The sequence below is a fragment of the Nitratireductor luteus genome (assembly GCF_026162365.1).
Taxonomy (GTDB): domain Bacteria; phylum Pseudomonadota; class Alphaproteobacteria; order Rhizobiales; family Rhizobiaceae; genus Chelativorans; species Chelativorans luteus.
Genome location: NZ_JAOANW010000004.1, coordinates 58,476 through 73,855, shown reverse-complemented (window position 1 = coordinate 73,855; position 15,380 = coordinate 58,476). Strand labels below are relative to the sequence as shown.

Below are 15,380 nucleotides of genomic sequence, written 5' to 3'. Positions count from 1 at the left end.
CAAAACACAGGAGGATAGGATGGACGGCAAGGTCATTCTCGTCGGCTGCGGCAATATGGGGTACGCCATGCTCAAGGGCTGGCTTTCGTCCGGCAAGCTGGCCACCGGCGACACGATCGTGGTCGAGCCGAATGCCGAGTTGCGGGCCCGTGCCGCCAGCCTGGGCGTGACGGTGGCGGCGAGCGCAGACGAAATCGATGGCGAAATCAATGGCGATGCCGGCGTGGTGTTTTTCGCGGTGAAGCCGCAGGTCATCCGCGATGTCGCTGCGCAGTATAAGCAACTGGCAGAAAAGGCGACCTTCGTCAGCGTTGCCGCCGGCACAAGCGTGGCCACGTTCGAGGAGGTGCTCGGCGGCCAGGCTGCCATCATGCGGTGCATGCCAAACACGCCGGCGGCCATCGGCAAAGGCATGATGGTGATTTTCTCAAACCGGAACGTCGCCGCTGACGCCGAAAAATTCGTCGGCGAACTGCTGGCCACCAGCGGCGCCGTCACGACCATCAAGGATGAGCAGCTCATGGATGCGGTGACGGCGGTCTCGGGCTCGGGGCCTGCCTATATTTTCCACTTCATCGAATGTCTGGCAACGGCCGGCGAGAAGGCGGGGCTGCCCACTGAGACGGCGAAGCTGCTGGCGATGCAGACCGTTTATGGCGCGGCGAGCCTTGCCAAGGAGAGCGCGGAAGAGCCCGGTGTGCTGCGCGAACAGGTGACCAGCCCCAATGGCACCACGGCGGCCGCGCTCTCGGTTCTGATGGATGGCGACCGCCTGCTCGATCTGGTGAGCGAGGCTGTCGAGGCGGCCAGGAAACGCTCGATCGAATTGGGGAAATAGGCGGCTCTCCGGCCGGACTTGATTCGACAGTTGAGCGCGGCCCTTCGCACCCCCTCTGCCCTGCCGTGCATCGCCCCTCAAGGGGGAGATTGGCTGTCGTGGCCGGTTTCGCCAATCTTTTGAAGAATGAGCGTAAAGTCGATGGAAAGATAATCTTCCCCCTTGTGGACAAAGGGGTGACGGTCGCCGCAGCCGTGGAATCAAACCGGCACGGCGCTGTGCGTCTTGATGTCCTTCAGCACCAGATTGGTGCGGACATTGGCGATGCCGGGCAGGCGGAACAGGAAATCCTCCAGGAACAGATTATAGGCGGCAAGGTCCCGGCAGACGACGCGCAGATGGTAGTCCGCGTCGCCGGTGGTCGAATAACAGTCGAGCACTTCGCGCCTTTGGCGCACCTCGGCGATGAAGGTGTCGACGTGGCGGTGGTCGTGCCGGGTCAGCGACACATGCACGATGGCCTGAAAGCCGAGGCCGGCGCGCTCGGTGTCGATCAGCGCGGCGTACTGGCGGATGAGGCCCGCCTCTTCCAACGCCCGCACGCGCCGCCAGCAGGCGGAGGTGGACATGCCGGCGCGCTCGGCAAGCTCCTGGTTTGACAGGCGGCAATTTTCCTGGAGCGCCTCGAGCAGCCGCTTGTCCTGCTCCGTCAGAGATTCCGCCATGGCCACTGCTTCATTTCAAAATTTCGCCCTTTACCGGTAGATCCTACCATCTTTGCCGGACCTGTCGCCACATCTGGCAGAAATTTTCAGCCCTCCGGGTGTAAAATCATCCCAGCAAGGATGGAGGAGCCGATGACCGTGCATCACAGGATGGGCGGGCTGAAAAGCTACCAGCTCGAGGATCGCTATACTCAGGAATCCGGCCGCGTCTTCATGACCGGCACGCAGGCGCTGGTGCGGGTGGTCCTCGATCAGGCACGGCGCGACAGGACGCACGGCCTCGACACGGCGGGTTTCGTCTCGGGCTATCGCGGCTCGCCGCTGGGCGCGTTCGATCTCGAGCTATGGAAGGCGCAGAAGCGGCTGACGGAAGCCCGCATCGAGTTCCTGCCCGCCGTCAACGAAGACCTGGCGGCAACGGCGATCCTGGGCAGCCAGCAGGTGGAAACCAGCCCGGACCGCGAGGTGGAGGGCGTATTCGGCCTCTGGTACGGCAAGGGGCCGGGCGTCGACCGCTCGGGCGATGCGCTGAAGCATGGCAACGCCTATGGCTCCTCGCCCCATGGCGGCGTGCTGGTGGTGGCGGGCGACGATCATGGCTGCGTTTCCTCGTCGATGCCGCACCAATCGGACGTTGCCTTCATGAGCTGGTTCATGCCGGTGCTGAACCCGGCGACGGTCGCCGAGTATCTCTCCTTCGGCGAATATGGCTATGCGCTTTCGCGCTTTTCCGGCATGTGGGTCGGCTTCAAGGCGATCTCCGAAACGGTGGAATCGGCGGCTTCCATCGAGCTCCCACGGGACCGGGCGTTCAATGCACCGGATTACACGCCGCCGCCCGGCGGCCTGCACTATCGCTGGCCCGATCTGCCCGGACCCCAGATCGAAGAGCGCATGGAGGCGAAAAAGCACGCGGTCTTCGCCTTCGCCGAAGCCAACCCCATCGACCGGCACAGCTACGACGTGAAGCATGCCCGTTTCGGGATCGTCACCACCGGGAAGGCGCATCTGGACCTGATGGAGGCGCTGCGCCTGCTGGGGATCGGGGAGGCCGAATGCCGGGTGCTCGGCATCGACATCTACAAGATCGCCATGGTGTGGCCGCTGGCGCGGCGCGATGCGCTGGATTTCGTCAAGGACAAGGAAGAAGTCCTCGTCATCGAGGAAAAGCGCGGCATCATCGAGAGCCAGTTCAAGGAATATTTCTACGACTGGCCGGGTCATAAGCCGCGCGCCATGGTGGGCAAGCGGGACGAGCGCGGCGAAAGATTGGTGCCGTGGACGGGCGAACTCTCCCCGCGCCTGCTTCTGCCCATCGTCGCCAGACGGCTCGATGGCATCTTCCCTGGCAACGGCTTTATGGAAAAAGCCCGGAAGATAGCCGACGAGCCGGCTATCGCGCTCAAGGTCGAGGGCGCGACGCGCACGCCCTATTTCTGCTCCGGCTGCCCGCACAATACATCGACCAAAGTGCCCGAAGGCTCAAAGGCGTTGGCCGGCATCGGCTGCCACTTCATGGCAAGCTGGATGGACCGGGAGACGAGCTCGCTCATCCAGATGGGCGGCGAAGGCGTGAACTGGGCGGCTTCCTCGCTGTTCACCGGCAAGGGCCACATTTTCCAGAACCTCGGCGAAGGCACCTGGTACCATTCGGGCTCCATGGCCGTGCGCCAGGCAATCGCGGCGCGTGCCAACATCACCTTCAAGATCCTTTATAACGACGCGGTCGCCATGACCGGCGGCCAGCCCGTGGACGGGCCGGTGAGCGTGCAGGCCATCGCGCATTCGAGCCGCGCCGAAGGGGTGGAGCGCATCGCCCTCGTCTCCGATGATCCCGGGAAATTCTCCTACAGGGATTTTCCGACCGGGACGACCATCCATCACCGCAGGGAGCTGGACCGCGTGCAGCGCGAATTGCGCGATGTGGCGGGCGTCTCCGTCCTCATCTACGAGCAGGCCTGTGCGACTGAAAAGCGCCGGCGGCGCAAGCGCGGGCAGATGGAAGATCCCAAGCGCTTCGTCGTCATCAACGAGCTTGTCTGCGAGGGCTGCGGCGACTGCTCGGTGGAATCCAACTGCCTTTCCGTCGAGCCGGTGGAAACGGAGTTCGGGCGCAAGAGGCGGATCAACCAGTCCTCCTGCAACAAGGATTTTTCCTGCCTCAACGGCTTTTGTCCGAGCTTCGTGACGGTCGAGGGCGCGAGCCGCAAGAAGCGGCCGGGCCTGGAAATGGACCTCACCGCCCTCGGCGTGGACTTGGCCGAGCCGGATGCTTCGCCGCTTGAAAAGCCGTTCGATCTGCTGATCACCGGGGTAGGCGGCACGGGCGTCGTGACCGTCGGCGCGCTCGTCACCATGGCAGCGCATCTGGAAGGCAAGGGTTCGAGCGTGCTCGACTTTACCGGCTTCGCCCAGAAATTCGGGCCGGTGCTTTCCTATGTGCGCGTCGGCGCTTCGCCGGAAGCCATCAACCAGGTGCGCATCGACCGCACGGCAGCGGATGCGCTGATCGGCTGCGACATCGTCGTCTCATCCTCGCCCAAGGCATCCGTCGCCTATCGCAGGGGCATGCGGGCGGCGGTCAATCTGGCGGAAATGCCGACGGGCGACATCGTCCTGCGGCGGGATGCGTCGCTGGCGGTGGACGAGAGGCTGGCCGCCATCGAAGGTGTGACGGGTGCCGACGGATTGTCGGCCATCGACGCGAACCGGCTTTCAGAAAAGCTGATGGGAGACACCGTCTTTGCCAATGTCATGATGCTCGGCTTTGCCTGGCAGATGGGGCTGGTGCCGGTCTCTCTCAACGCGCTGAGCCAGGCCATAGAGCTGAACGGCGTGGCGGTGGAGGCCAATCACCGCGCGTTCCTTCTCGGGCGCATCGCGCTGGCGCGGCCGGAGGCGCTGCGCCAGATCATCGAGCCGAAGCCCGCACAGAAGCAGACACTCGACCAGATCATTGCGCGGCGCGAAGCTTTTCTCACGGACTATCAGGATGCCGCCTACGGGCAGCGCTATCGCCAGCTGGTGGATCGCGTCCTCGCGACTGACACGGGCGGCGAAGCGGTTGGCGAGGCCGTCGCGCGCGCCCTGTTCAAGCTGATGGCCTACAAGGACGAATACGAGGTCGCGCGCCTGCACGTCGAAACAGGCTTTCAGGACCGGCTGGCGGAGGCGTTCGACGGCGATTTCCGCGTCGTCCATCACCTCGCCCCGCCCTTCCTGCCCTCGGGCAGGGACGCGCGGGGACGGCCGCTCAAGCGGGCCTTCGGCCCCTGGGTGCGCCTGCCCTTCCGCCTGCTCGCCCGCATGAGGTGGCTGCGCGGCACGGCCCTCGATCCCTTCGGCTACACGGCGGAAAGGCGCATGGAGCGGGCGCTTGTCGGCTGGTATGAGGAGGAGGTGGTCGAAAAGGCGCTTGCCAGGCTGCGCGCCGACAATGGCGCCGAGGTGGCAGAACTGCTCGCCCTGCCGATGGAAATACGCGGCTATGGACCGGTGAAGGACGCGGCGGTGAAGCGTGTGAAGGCGGAGGTCGAGCGGCGGCTGGAGGCGTTATCGCGATAGACCGCGGGTATTATCCCAGTTCGAATTTCGAATGGTGCGCCTGAACGAGGGGCTGCCTCAAGCGTATTGCGCGAGGCCATGGCCGAAGGACCAATTTTCTTTCGCGACCTCGACAAGGTTCACGAACACGTCCTGAGGCCGAATGCCGGGACTTTCGCCGAGCAACTCCGCGATCCGCCGGAACAGCGCTTTCTTCTGCTCCAGGGTGCGGGTGTTGCTCACGGTGACCTGGATCAGCACGAGATCGTCGCTGCGGGCGATTTCGAAATAGGACGCGCCGTAGCGGAAGTTCGCAACGCCATGCTCCGTGATGGTCATGAACTGATCGTCTTCGGGTACGTCGAATGTTTCGCGCAACGCCCGGTACAGGCTGTCGAAAATCGCCTGCTGGTAGGCTTCCGGCTTTCCGGCGCGCAGTGAGATGTGAGCGAGCGGCATCGCGAGTCCTTTTCCACTTTGTTCTGGCTTTACATTAGATGTCGTCGAACTATTTTGGTATGCCATGTTTGTTGATATCAATGATGATGATTTGAAATGATAGAGCGCCCTCTCGACCTAGATGCCGTCCGGGCGTTCGTGCGCATCGCAGAGCTTGGCAGCTTCACGCGCGCGGCTGAAGCCACGCGGACGACGCAGTCCGCGGTCAGCCTGAAGCTGAAGCGGCTCGAAGAGAGGCTCGGGTGCCGGCTCGTGGAACGGACTCCTCGATACGTGGTGCTTTCGGCGCAAGGCGCAGCCTTTCTCGAACACGCCCGCGAACTCCTGGATGTACACGATCGCGCGTTCGCCGCTTTTGCCGGAACCCGGCAGCGCCTCACCATTGGCATCAGCGATCATGTCGCAGGGCCGGAGCTCCCCGCGCTGATCGCACGCATGAACGGGCAAGACCCGCAGTTGTTGATCGAAATCCGGATCGGATCGTCGGGCGACCTGCTTCAAAGTTTCGACCGGCGGGAACTCGACACGGTAGTGGTCCGCCAGCATGTCGGACGGAGCGACGGGGAAATTGTGACCGAAGAAAAATTTGGCTGGTACGCAGCGCCAAACTGGCAGCATCGCGCGGGCGAGCCCCTGCCGGTTGCCACGATGCCCGAGCCCTGCGGCGTGCGTATCATGGCCGGGCAGCTCCTCGACGAGGCCGGCGTGCCGTGGACAGAAACCTTCGTCGGTGGCGGCGTTGCGGCGGTCTCTGCGGCCGTTATGGCCGGGCTTGGCATTGCTGCATTGGCTCGGCGCATGCTGCCATTAGGCGCGGTTGACGTAGGCCCCAAGCTTGGGCTTCCCGATTTACCGCGCTTGCCAGTTCTACTTCATTCAAGGGTCAAGGACGGCCGACCGCGCGATGCGCTAGCCGCGCTTTCGGCCGCCTACAGGAGCGCGGTGCAGGACTAGTGCACGCCACCCGCAGGATTCAGCGATAGCGCAAGGCATCGTTGTCCCCGACGCCGTTTCCTCCTTTACCCTTGCCCCTGCGGCAGCCCTGTGCAAAGTGCCAGCCAAAACACGCACTACAAAGGGAGGATTACATGTTCACCATTTCACGCAGGCTTCTAGGCGTTCTGGCGCTTTCGGGCGCTGCGGCGCTCGCCACGCCGGCCTCGGCCGCCGACAAGATCAATATCGGCATCCTGTCGCTCGTCTCGCACTCGCCCAGCATCATCGCCCAGGCCAGGGGCTATTTCGCCGACCAGGACCTGGACGTCGAGTTCGTCTCCTTCCAGGCCGCCCAGCCCATGGCCGTCGCCATTGCCTCCGGCGATGTCGATTTCGGCATGACGGCGATCTCGGGCGGGCTGATCAGCCTGGCCGACAAGGGGGTGGTGAAGATCATCGGTGGCGCGCTGCAGGAAACGCCGGAGATCGACGGGCAGAAAATCCTCGCCTCGAAGGCCGCCTTCGACGACGGCGTGAAAACACCGGCCGACCTCAAGGGCCGCAGCTTCGGCATCACGACCACCGGGTCGTCCTTCCACTACATGGCGCACAAGATCGCCGACAAGGAAGGCTTCGACCGCTCCGAGATCAAGGTCAAGCCGCTGCAGAAGGTGCCGGCCGTCATCGCCTCGCTGAAGAGCGGGCAGATCGATGCGTGGTCGATCGTCCCCAATATCGCGGGAGCGCTCACCAGCGGGCCGGAAGTGGTCGAGATCGGCCGGATCTCCGACTATATAGACAATTACCAGGTCACCACCGTCTTCACCTCGACGGCCAATGTCACCGACAAGCCGGACCTTGTGAAGCGCTTCCTGGCAGGGGTCTCCAACGGCATTGCCGACTACAACGCCGCGCTCGTCGACAAGACGATGAGCGAGGAGGAGACGGCGGAGATCGTCGCGATGATCCACAAATACGTCTATTCCGACCAACCTATCGAAAAGGCCGATCCGCGCATCCGCGCCGGCGCCATGCGCATCAACGAGAATGCGGCGCTGAGCGTGGCGAGCGTCGAAGACCAGCTCGAATGGTTCAAGTCGGAGAACCTCGTCCCCGAGGGCGTGACCATGGAGAAGCTGGTCGACACGAGCTTCGTGGAGACGCGCTGACCGGGACTTTGCCCCACACATTCAGGCAATCGCAATGCAGCTGATCGCCCGCAACATCACCCACCACTATGGTGGCACGGCGGTGCTGGAGGACATCTCCTTCGCCATCGGCGCCGGCGAGATCGTCTGCGTTGTCGGCCCTTCGGGCTGCGGAAAATCGACCTTCCTGCGCATTGCCGGCGGGCTGGAGCGGCCGGACAGCGGCGAGGTTATGGTGGCGGGCGCGGCGCCTGAAGGCTCGCTCAACCCGCTGACCTACATCTTCCAGGACTTCGCTCTGCTGCCCTGGCGGTCGGTGGCCGGCAATGTCAGTCTGGTGCTGGAAGACCACGGGATCAGGGGGGCGGAAGCGCGCGCCATCGTCGCCGATGTCCTGGCGCGCACCAATCTTTCGGACTTCGCAAGGGCGCTGCCCCGGCAGCTTTCCGGCGGCATGAAGCAGCGCGTGGCAATCGCCCGCGCGCTGGCCGTCAAGCCGGCCATCATGCTGATGGACGAGCCGCTGTCGGCGCTCGACAGCCAGACGCGCGAACTGCTGATGGACGATCTGGTGGCGCTGTGGCAGCGCGAGCGCTTTTCCGCCTGCTACGTCACCCATAATCTGAACGAGGCGGTACGGCTGGGGAGCCGGATCATCGTGCTTTCGCGCCGGCCGGGCCGTATACGCGAAGTGGTCGAGATCGACATGCCGATCGACCAGCGCGCCGAGCGGCTGACTGAGTTGGAAAGGCTTCAGCGACGCGTGTGGGAGATCATGCGCGAGGAAGCACGCGAAGCGGACCGGGAGATTGCCGATGTCCCATGAAGCGACCACGCGGCCGGGCGAGACCGCGGCGGCCGCCGGCAGCGGCGAGGAACTGCGTCCGGTGCCGTTTCGCGGCGGCGGCTTCAAGCACCGGCCGCTGGGGCCAGTCGCCCCCATCGTCTTCCTCGCCATCCTGGCACTGTGGGAGCTGGGCGCGCGCTCCGGCTTCATCAGCCCCATCGCCCTGCCCGCCCCCTCCGAGGCGCTGGCGGCGCTGGGCGACCTGATCGCCACCGGCATGCTGTGGAAGCATCTGGGGGCGAGCCTTTACCGCCTCATCGTCGGCTGGACGCTGGGCAGCCTGCTGGGCATCGCTTTCGGGCTTCTGATCGGCCTGTTCTCGCTCGCCCGCGCCGGCCTTCTGCCGCTCGTCTCGGCGCTCTTTCCGATCCCGAAGATCGCGCTTCTGCCGCTTTTCATCATCTGGTTCGGCATCGGCGAAGGCTCGAAAGTGGCGACCATCCTGTTCGGCACCTTCTTTCCCACCGTCATCGCCACCTATGGCGGCGTCGACAATGTGGACCGCAACCTGATCCGTATGGGCCAGTCCTTCGGGCTTTCCTGGCTTTCCATCGTGCGGAAGATCATCGTGCCGGGGGCGATGCCGGCCATCCTGTCCGGCTTCCGCATTTCGGCCTCCATCGCCATTGTGCTCCTGGTGGCGGCCGAAATGATCGGCGCGGAATTCGGCATCGGCGCCTATATCCTCATGGCCGGCGCGCTGTTTGCGCTCGACCAGCTGATTGCCGGCGTCGCCATCCTGTCGGTGCTCGGCCTCATCATAGCCTGGCTCATCGGGAAAGCGGAAAAGCGGCTGCTCGCGTGGCGCAGCTAAGTCCCTGCGCGGGCCGGAACGGCATTTTGGAAACTGACGCGAAATCATGCGTCGGGACGCTGGACAGCGCGAAATCACATGCTATAACCCACGCGCTTCCGGCGGACAGCCAACACCGCCTGGCAAGCTCGCACGCCGGCAGTCAATCGCCGGCGGCGCATGGCAAGCCCAGATAGCTCAGTTGGTAGAGCAGCGGACTGAAAATCCGCGTGTCGGTGGTTCGAATCCGCCTCTGGGCACCAGCCATTTCTTAAATATCTGAAATCATTGATTTTTTCGCCCGAATTTTCCCACCGGGCTGGTATCCTCCGAAAAAGTGGGAAAGTCTGTTGCCGTTTCGTCCACAGGCACCAGCAAGTGCATAGCCTCAGCGGCAAGCCGCTTCCGATTGGCGCGGCGCGTGTAGCGTTCCGCTTCCTTCAGCGTTTCCCAACCGTAGATCGCCATCAGCCGATGCGATGTCGCGCCGTTGTCGGCCGCAATTGTTGCGCCGGCCTTGCGCAGAGCAGTCCGGCTTGGTTGCACCAGTCTCGGAACTTGTTTCCGAAGCCCGCCGGTGTGAACGGTTTGCCGAACTCGGTCACCAGAAAGGTCATGTGTCCTGATGGCGTCGCGTCGATCGCAGCCTGCAGGGTGGGAAGTATTGGGAGTTCACGCTGTTTCGGATTGCTCTTTGCCCCTTTCACCTCTGTGAAGCGTAGCCATCCGCTGCTCACCATTTGTCGGCCGAGTCTCACAACGTCCGAGCGGCGTACACCAGTGAAGAGGAGCAGAGTTAGCGCCAGCCGCGCCTTGGTCCCGACCGGATGCCGGTCTTCGAATCTGCGGACCTCCTCAATGGTCCAGGTATGGAAGCCATCGGGGTTCCCCTTAAGGTACTTCACGTCGCGCGCAGGATTGGCGAGGACCGCCGTCGTTTCGTTCTCCAGTCCCCATGCAAAGACTTGGCGCGCGGCCTTTACGCGGCCGTTCGCCGCTTCCGGAAGAGAGCTCTTGCGATCGCGAATTACCCGGATGGCTTGTGCCGTCATCTTGGAAAGTGGCACGTCACCGAAAAGGACATTTGAGTTGGGCACGATCGGTTCATCCCACGTCGACTCCAGGATGCCGCGACGCGCCCGTTTGGTCGATCTCTCAAGCGCCTGGAACTCGTCGAGCCTATATAGCGCGTGCACAGCCAGCACCACGTATTCGGTATCGGAGGTGGTCGCCTCTCTGGCTTGTCAGACGATGGTGGCGCAGTGTCCCTTCGCGTATCCGAAGATGATCCGTGTTGATCAGGGCTCGGAGTTCATCTCCCGCGACCTGGACCTGGGCTTACCAGCGCGGCGACAAGAGCCGGATCGGTCCATTCGTGCACGACTACGACATCTGCGTCGAAAAGAATTTCTTCGTGTCGGAATTCTCGCCCATAGGTCATCGATTGCAGCATCGGGAAGTCGTGCGCAAAACGCTGGAGCGCTCCCATCCCCTGGTCGGCTTCCATGTTCGTGCGACTCCAGCCATCTTCGGGTTCGAGCGCGAGTGCTGTGTGCCCCAGCGCCAGGAGTTCACGCATGACGCCACGCAGGAAGTGAGCGTTACCGTGATTCCAATCGGACACCAGCGAGTGAGTGTAGAAGACGAAGCGCATCGTCATGCCTCCGGCGCCGAACGGACGTCTTCGACACCTGCGATGGCGCCGTAGAGCGTCATCATCAAGACACCTTGCGTCTGCGGCGAGAGTAGCTTCGCCCGCGTAGCCGCACACCGGGCCATCTCCATCCGCAATGCGGTGTCGCAGGCTAATCGGTCGATCGCTTCGGCCAGACTTACCGCATTTTGCGGATCGAAGAAGAGGGCTGCCTCCGACCAGAGCTCCCGATAGGTCGGGATATCGGAGAGGATCAGCGCGCAGCCTGCATGGGCGGCCTCGAGCGCCACAAGCCCGAATGGTTCGTACAGTGATGGCGATGCGACGATGCCCGCGCGCTGCATGTAGGAAAGGACCGTCTCGTTCGAGATCTGACCCAGCGCCCGCGCGTGCTCGATCGCCATCTTCTGGCCGCCGGGACCGGAGACGGATCCGGCCATGTAAATCGGCCAGACGGATCGGCGCGACGTGAGATCAAGGATGCGGCCGTTCTTGCCATCGTCCCACCAGCGGCCGGCCGCGAAGACGAACTCTTCCTTGTTCTTGCCTGGGGGTGGCGCCTCAACGGCGTTGTGCACCACGTTGAGGTTCGGCAGCGCGCCATAGCAGCGCTCGATGAGATCGGCGTGGCTTCTGCTTGGCGAGACAACGACATCGGCACGTTGGAAACCCGCCTTGTTGCGCTCCCTCTGCCATTGCCATTCGTCGGGAAGAGCGCCTCCGCGCATCGCCTCCCACCAGGTCACGACGCAGGAATGTGAAACCACCAGCAGGGGTATGTCGATCTCCAGTCCGCAAGCCTGCGAAGGCGCGTTAAGATGCAGCAGATCCACATCATAGGTTTCCGCCGCGCGCGTGAGACAGTCGCGCACGACGCCCAGCTCGTGCTCGTCGGCGACCATCCAATCCAGGGGGGCGTCGAGCCATGCGACTTCCCCGATGGCCTCGGCCTCCGCGCCCTGCGCGGGTGCAGGGCGGGGACCGAGACCTGCGAACACCGTATCCACTCCCAGAGGCTTCATGGCCCGGGCGAGTTCCATGGCGTAGCGCCAGACGCCGCCGACAGCGTCGACGGTCATCAGGACGCGCATCGTTCCGTGGTCACCCGCGGCATCGGACCCGGCAGTTGGATCGAGGACGCCGACCAGATCCGACCTATGAGTGATGCACCCCGTCATGCCTCAACCCTCCGACGGGCAGCGGGTTTGAGCGGCCGGCGCTCCCGCGACTCTGTGAGCCAGGCCGCAAGATCTTCGATGCCGTGATGCCAGGGAATCTTCGGTTCCCAGCCCAAGTGTTTCTTCAACCGTCTCGTGTCGGCGACAAAGTAGAGTTGATCTCCGGCGCGCCAATCTTCGCGTTCAATGGCAAGCTTGCGACCGGTGAGCGCTGCCATTTTCTGCAGTACGACCTTGAGGCTGACCGCGTTGGCCGGTCCGCCACCGAGGTTGAAGACTTGGCCGTTCACTGCCGCTATGTTACTCAGAACCGCCTTGTAGGCCGCGACCGCGTCAGCGACGTGCAGCACATCGCGGACCTGCTTTCCGTCGCCGAACACAGTGATCGGCCGATCTTCAAGCGCGCGGATCAGGAAGTGCGCCACCCATCCCTGATCCTCTGTGCCGAACTGACGCGGACCGTAGATACAGCTCATGCGCAGAACCGCCGTCGGTACACCGTAGGACTTTGCGTAGTCGATGACATACTGATCGGCGACACCCTTCGAACATCCGTACGGCGTGCAGAACTCCAGGTGTCGATTCTCGTCGATGCCAAACTGGCGCACCTGCCGCTCCGCCGGGATGTAGCGGTCCTCAAGCTCGATCATCTCGAGATATTCCAGGGCGCCATAGACCTTGTTCGTGCTGGCAAAGACGAGCGGCGTCTTCTTGCCGGACTGGTGGATTGCCTCGAGCACGTTCAATGTGCCGCGGCCATTGACCTCGAAATCATCGAAGGGCCGTGCCAGGCTCGTGGTAACGGCGGTCTGAGCAGCTAGGTGAAAAACCGCTTTGGCCTCGGCGACGGCCGGATAGATTGCGAGATAGTCGCGGATATCGGCAAGGAACGAGTGCGCGCGCTCGCCGTGCCTTTCTTTCAGCCAGGCCAGATTGCAGTCGACACCCGGCCGGCTCAGATTGTCGAGAATGATCACTTCCTCGCCGTCGGCCAACAGGCTGTCAGCGAGATTGGCCCCGATGAAGCCGCTGCCGCCGGTGATCAGCACCGGTTCTGTCCCGTAGCTAATCGAGGGTGCCGCAAGTTCTGCAACGTCCCGCACCTTAGCGACACCTCCCTCCGTCAGGAGGCGCGCGAGAAGCTTCGGCTGCCCCACGTTGTCCACTGCGCCGAGGTGGTAGTGGCGGGCGTCGAACCACAGTCCTTCCTGGACCGCGATGTCGTGCGGCACGTCGCGCCAGCTGTACCAGTAGACACGCTCGGCCGGAACGTTGAGTGCGCTCATAAAACGGCGCGCCTGCTCGACCTCGTCGTTGCGCCAAGTCGAATAGCCGGTTTCGGTCACCCAGATTTCCGCGTCGGGATTGTGGCGGTCAAGGATCTCACGCATCTCGCCGGCGTGCAGATCCCAGCCGCCCCAGGAACCTTCCTCGCTGTCCCATGTGCCTGGGAATCCATGCAAACCGACGGCGTGTACGCAGCCGAGAATGCCACGCTCGCCCATCAGGTCGAGCCAGTATGGATCGAACGGCGAGGGTCCGCCGAGGACGGGACGCCAGCCGCGATGCTTGGCCCAGTGGGCCGCGGCGCCGATCATCTCGCAGAAGAGTCGGAAATCGGTGTCTTCGCGCCAATCCCAATCGAGAAGGTTATTCGGCTCGTTCCACAGTTCTATGTGGCGAAAGTATCGCCCGTAGCGGACCAGCACATGGTCCACGAAATCCGCGTAGTCCCGCAAGCGATGCGGAGCACCGGAGGTCTTGCCTGTCCTCGACAGGGACGGTGGCGTGTAGTGGATACACGGGAGCACGTCCAAATCCGACGCGAGCTTGGGGAGCAGCCAGTCGAACCATTCCGGTCCGCCCGGCGCAAGGAACTCCGCCCACGACAGGTGGGTGCGCAGGTAACTCGCTCCTGATGCGACGATTTCCGGAAGAACCACTTCCGTTCGCTCGTACTCTCCGGGCCGGAACCATTCGACGAAGCCGAATTTAGCTTCGGCATTGAAGTTCGGTGGGATCGGGCTCATGCTACCAGACCCCTTTCTTCAAGCTGGCGCCGCATCTCTGAATTGCGGTCCCGAGCTCCGGACTTCCGCACCCATTCGGCCATTTCGCCGAGCGACGTCTCCAGAAGGAACCGCGGCTCGAAGTCCAGCAACGAGCGGGCCACCGAGATGTCGGCGAAGCAGTGCCGGATATCTCCCGCACGCGATTTGTTCAGGATGTCCGGCTTGATGTCCGGCATATCCATCGCCTCCGCCATCAGCCGCGCCACCTCCGTGATAGTATAGGCGCGTCCGCTGCCTATATTGATCACCCGGCCGCGCGCCTTCTGCTCCTGCAATGCGAGGCGGAAGGCGCGTGCGACATCCTTCACATGAACAAAGTCGCGCTGCTGGCGACCGTCCTCAAATATCGTCGGACTTTGGCCGTTGATCAGACGCGAAGCGAAATTCGCCAGGACCCCCGTATAGGGATTCGAAAGTGCCTGACCGGCACCGAAGACATTGAACAGGCGAAGCGCGACGCCTTCGATGCCGTAAGCATCGGCGAAGATCAGTACGGCCCGCTCCTGCGTGAATTTGGTGAGTGCGTAAATGGAGGCGAGGTCGACTGGCTTGTCCTCGTCTGTCGGTACGGGCGTCAGCGGCTCGTCGTCAGCTCCTACAGGGTCCCACAGTGCAGCCTGGGTGCGCGCGCGGGCTCGCCTGACATTGCCGCACCGCTCGCCCGATGTCGAAAGGTACAGGCCTTCGCCGTACACACTCATCGACGAGGCCACGACGATGCGTTTGACCGAACTGCCGACCATTTCCTGTAGCAGAACTGCCGTGCCGAGATCGTTTGCACCTGTGTAACGTGCGATTTCGTACATCGACTGGCCTACGCCGACTTCGGCGGCGAGATGGATCACGAGGTCGACGCCCTTCAATGCCTGTCGCACCGCCTCAGGGTCCCGGATGTCCGCACGCATGAATTCTACACCGGCTGGGGGCTCCGCCGGCACGTCCCCGTGAACCTGATCCACGAGATTGTCGAGGATGCGAACCTCGTAGTTCTCGTGCAGTAACTCCCGGGCGACGTGGCGGCCGATGAAGCCGCAGCCACCGGTTATAAGAACTGTGTTTGTCACGGTTGCTCCTGTTGCAGTTGAAGACCCCCTGAACGCGCCGAACAACCGCCCCTGAGTTTTGTTCCGTCGCGCCTACAGCTGCAGCCCCATCGACCTTCGGCAAGCAAGAGCCCCGAGCACGGAAATTCGGGAACAGCGGCGGCAACCGTGGAGTTTGAGGGGGCAGTTGCAAGTCAAGGAGAA

At 63.2% G+C, this 15,380-nt stretch carries 13 protein-coding genes, 1 tRNA gene and 1 pseudogene; 7 read left to right on the top strand and 8 right to left on the bottom strand.

The genetic code is table 11. The features are described 5' to 3' along the window. The first annotated feature begins 19 nt into the window (after positions 1-19). Positions 20-838, top strand: a complete 819-nt coding sequence (gene proC, locus N1058_RS05575) for a pyrroline-5-carboxylate reductase (RefSeq protein WP_265516516.1) — start codon at positions 20-22, stop codon at positions 836-838. Positions 839-1,038: 200 nt separating this feature from the next. On the opposite strand, the gene N1058_RS05570 is transcribed toward proC, so the two are convergent. Then, positions 1,039-1,503, bottom strand: a complete 465-nt coding sequence (locus tag N1058_RS05570; protein WP_265516515.1) for an Lrp/AsnC family transcriptional regulator — start codon at positions 1,501-1,503, stop codon at positions 1,039-1,041. A 132-nt stretch (positions 1,504-1,635) separates the two neighbouring features. Here N1058_RS05570 and N1058_RS05565 point away from each other — a divergent pair, with 132 nt between their 5' ends. Further along, on the top strand, positions 1,636-5,067 hold the full coding sequence (locus N1058_RS05565; protein WP_265516514.1) for an indolepyruvate ferredoxin oxidoreductase family protein: 3,432 nt from the start codon (positions 1,636-1,638) through the stop codon (positions 5,065-5,067). 57 nt (positions 5,068-5,124) lie between these two features. Here N1058_RS05565 and N1058_RS05560 read toward each other — a convergent pair whose 3' ends face one another. Then, on the bottom strand, positions 5,125-5,505 hold the full coding sequence (locus tag N1058_RS05560) for a tautomerase family protein (protein WP_265516513.1): 381 nt from the start codon (positions 5,503-5,505) through the stop codon (positions 5,125-5,127). 96 nt (positions 5,506-5,601) lie between these two features. Here N1058_RS05560 and N1058_RS05555 point away from each other — a divergent pair, with 96 nt between their 5' ends. The 5 genes from N1058_RS05555 to N1058_RS05535 all read left to right on the top strand — a co-directional run bounded on the left by N1058_RS05555 (position 5,602) and on the right by N1058_RS05535 (position 9,492). Beyond that, the gene (locus N1058_RS05555; RefSeq protein WP_265516512.1) at positions 5,602-6,459 is read left to right on the top strand and encodes a LysR family transcriptional regulator; all 858 of its coding nucleotides are present in this window, start codon (positions 5,602-5,604) and stop codon (positions 6,457-6,459) included. 134 nt (positions 6,460-6,593) lie between these two features. Next, the gene (locus N1058_RS05550) at positions 6,594-7,610 is read left to right on the top strand and encodes an ABC transporter substrate-binding protein (RefSeq protein WP_265516511.1); all 1,017 of its coding nucleotides are present in this window, start codon (positions 6,594-6,596) and stop codon (positions 7,608-7,610) included. A gap of 34 nt (positions 7,611-7,644) precedes the next feature. Beyond that, positions 7,645-8,415 (top strand): ABC transporter ATP-binding protein, encoded by a 771-nt coding sequence (locus N1058_RS05545; RefSeq protein WP_265516510.1) that lies wholly within the window; start codon positions 7,645-7,647, stop codon positions 8,413-8,415. Continuing rightward, positions 8,405-9,250: an ABC transporter permease gene (locus N1058_RS05540; protein WP_265516509.1), complete on the top strand. Its 846-nt coding sequence runs from the start codon at positions 8,405-8,407 to the stop codon at positions 9,248-9,250. Before N1058_RS05545 ends, N1058_RS05540 begins: the two co-directional genes overlap by 11 nt. 166 nt (positions 9,251-9,416) lie before the next feature. Continuing rightward, positions 9,417-9,492 (top strand) — tRNA-Phe (locus N1058_RS05535). 22 nt (positions 9,493-9,514) lie between these two features. Here the strand turns inward: N1058_RS05535 and N1058_RS05530 are convergent. From N1058_RS05530 to N1058_RS05505, 6 genes and pseudogenes are all read right to left on the bottom strand, one after another. Further along, positions 9,515-9,697: a hypothetical protein gene (locus N1058_RS05530; RefSeq protein WP_265516508.1), complete on the bottom strand. Its 183-nt coding sequence runs from the start codon at positions 9,695-9,697 to the stop codon at positions 9,515-9,517. Beyond that, on the bottom strand, positions 9,697-10,437 hold the full coding sequence (locus N1058_RS05525) for a tyrosine-type recombinase/integrase (RefSeq protein WP_265516507.1): 741 nt from the start codon (positions 10,435-10,437) through the stop codon (positions 9,697-9,699). Before N1058_RS05525 ends, N1058_RS05530 begins: the two co-directional genes overlap by 1 nt. Before the next feature lie 134 nt (positions 10,438-10,571). Beyond that, positions 10,572-10,883 (bottom strand): annotated as a pseudogene (locus N1058_RS05520) (glycosyltransferase); the annotation flags it as partial. A gap of 2 nt (positions 10,884-10,885) precedes the next feature. After that, positions 10,886-12,061: a glycosyltransferase family 4 protein gene (locus N1058_RS05515; RefSeq protein ID WP_265516506.1), complete on the bottom strand. Its 1,176-nt coding sequence runs from the start codon at positions 12,059-12,061 to the stop codon at positions 10,886-10,888. Next, complete coding sequence (locus N1058_RS05510) at positions 12,058-14,091, bottom strand: NAD-dependent epimerase/dehydratase family protein (protein ID WP_265516505.1); 2,034 nt, start codon at positions 14,089-14,091, stop codon at positions 12,058-12,060. The genes N1058_RS05515 and N1058_RS05510 overlap by 4 nt, the downstream gene beginning before the upstream one ends. Beyond that, the gene (locus N1058_RS05505; RefSeq protein ID WP_265516504.1) at positions 14,088-15,197 is read right to left on the bottom strand and encodes an NAD-dependent epimerase/dehydratase family protein; all 1,110 of its coding nucleotides are present in this window, start codon (positions 15,195-15,197) and stop codon (positions 14,088-14,090) included. The genes N1058_RS05510 and N1058_RS05505 overlap by 4 nt, the downstream gene beginning before the upstream one ends. Positions 15,198-15,380: the final 183 nt, after the last annotated feature.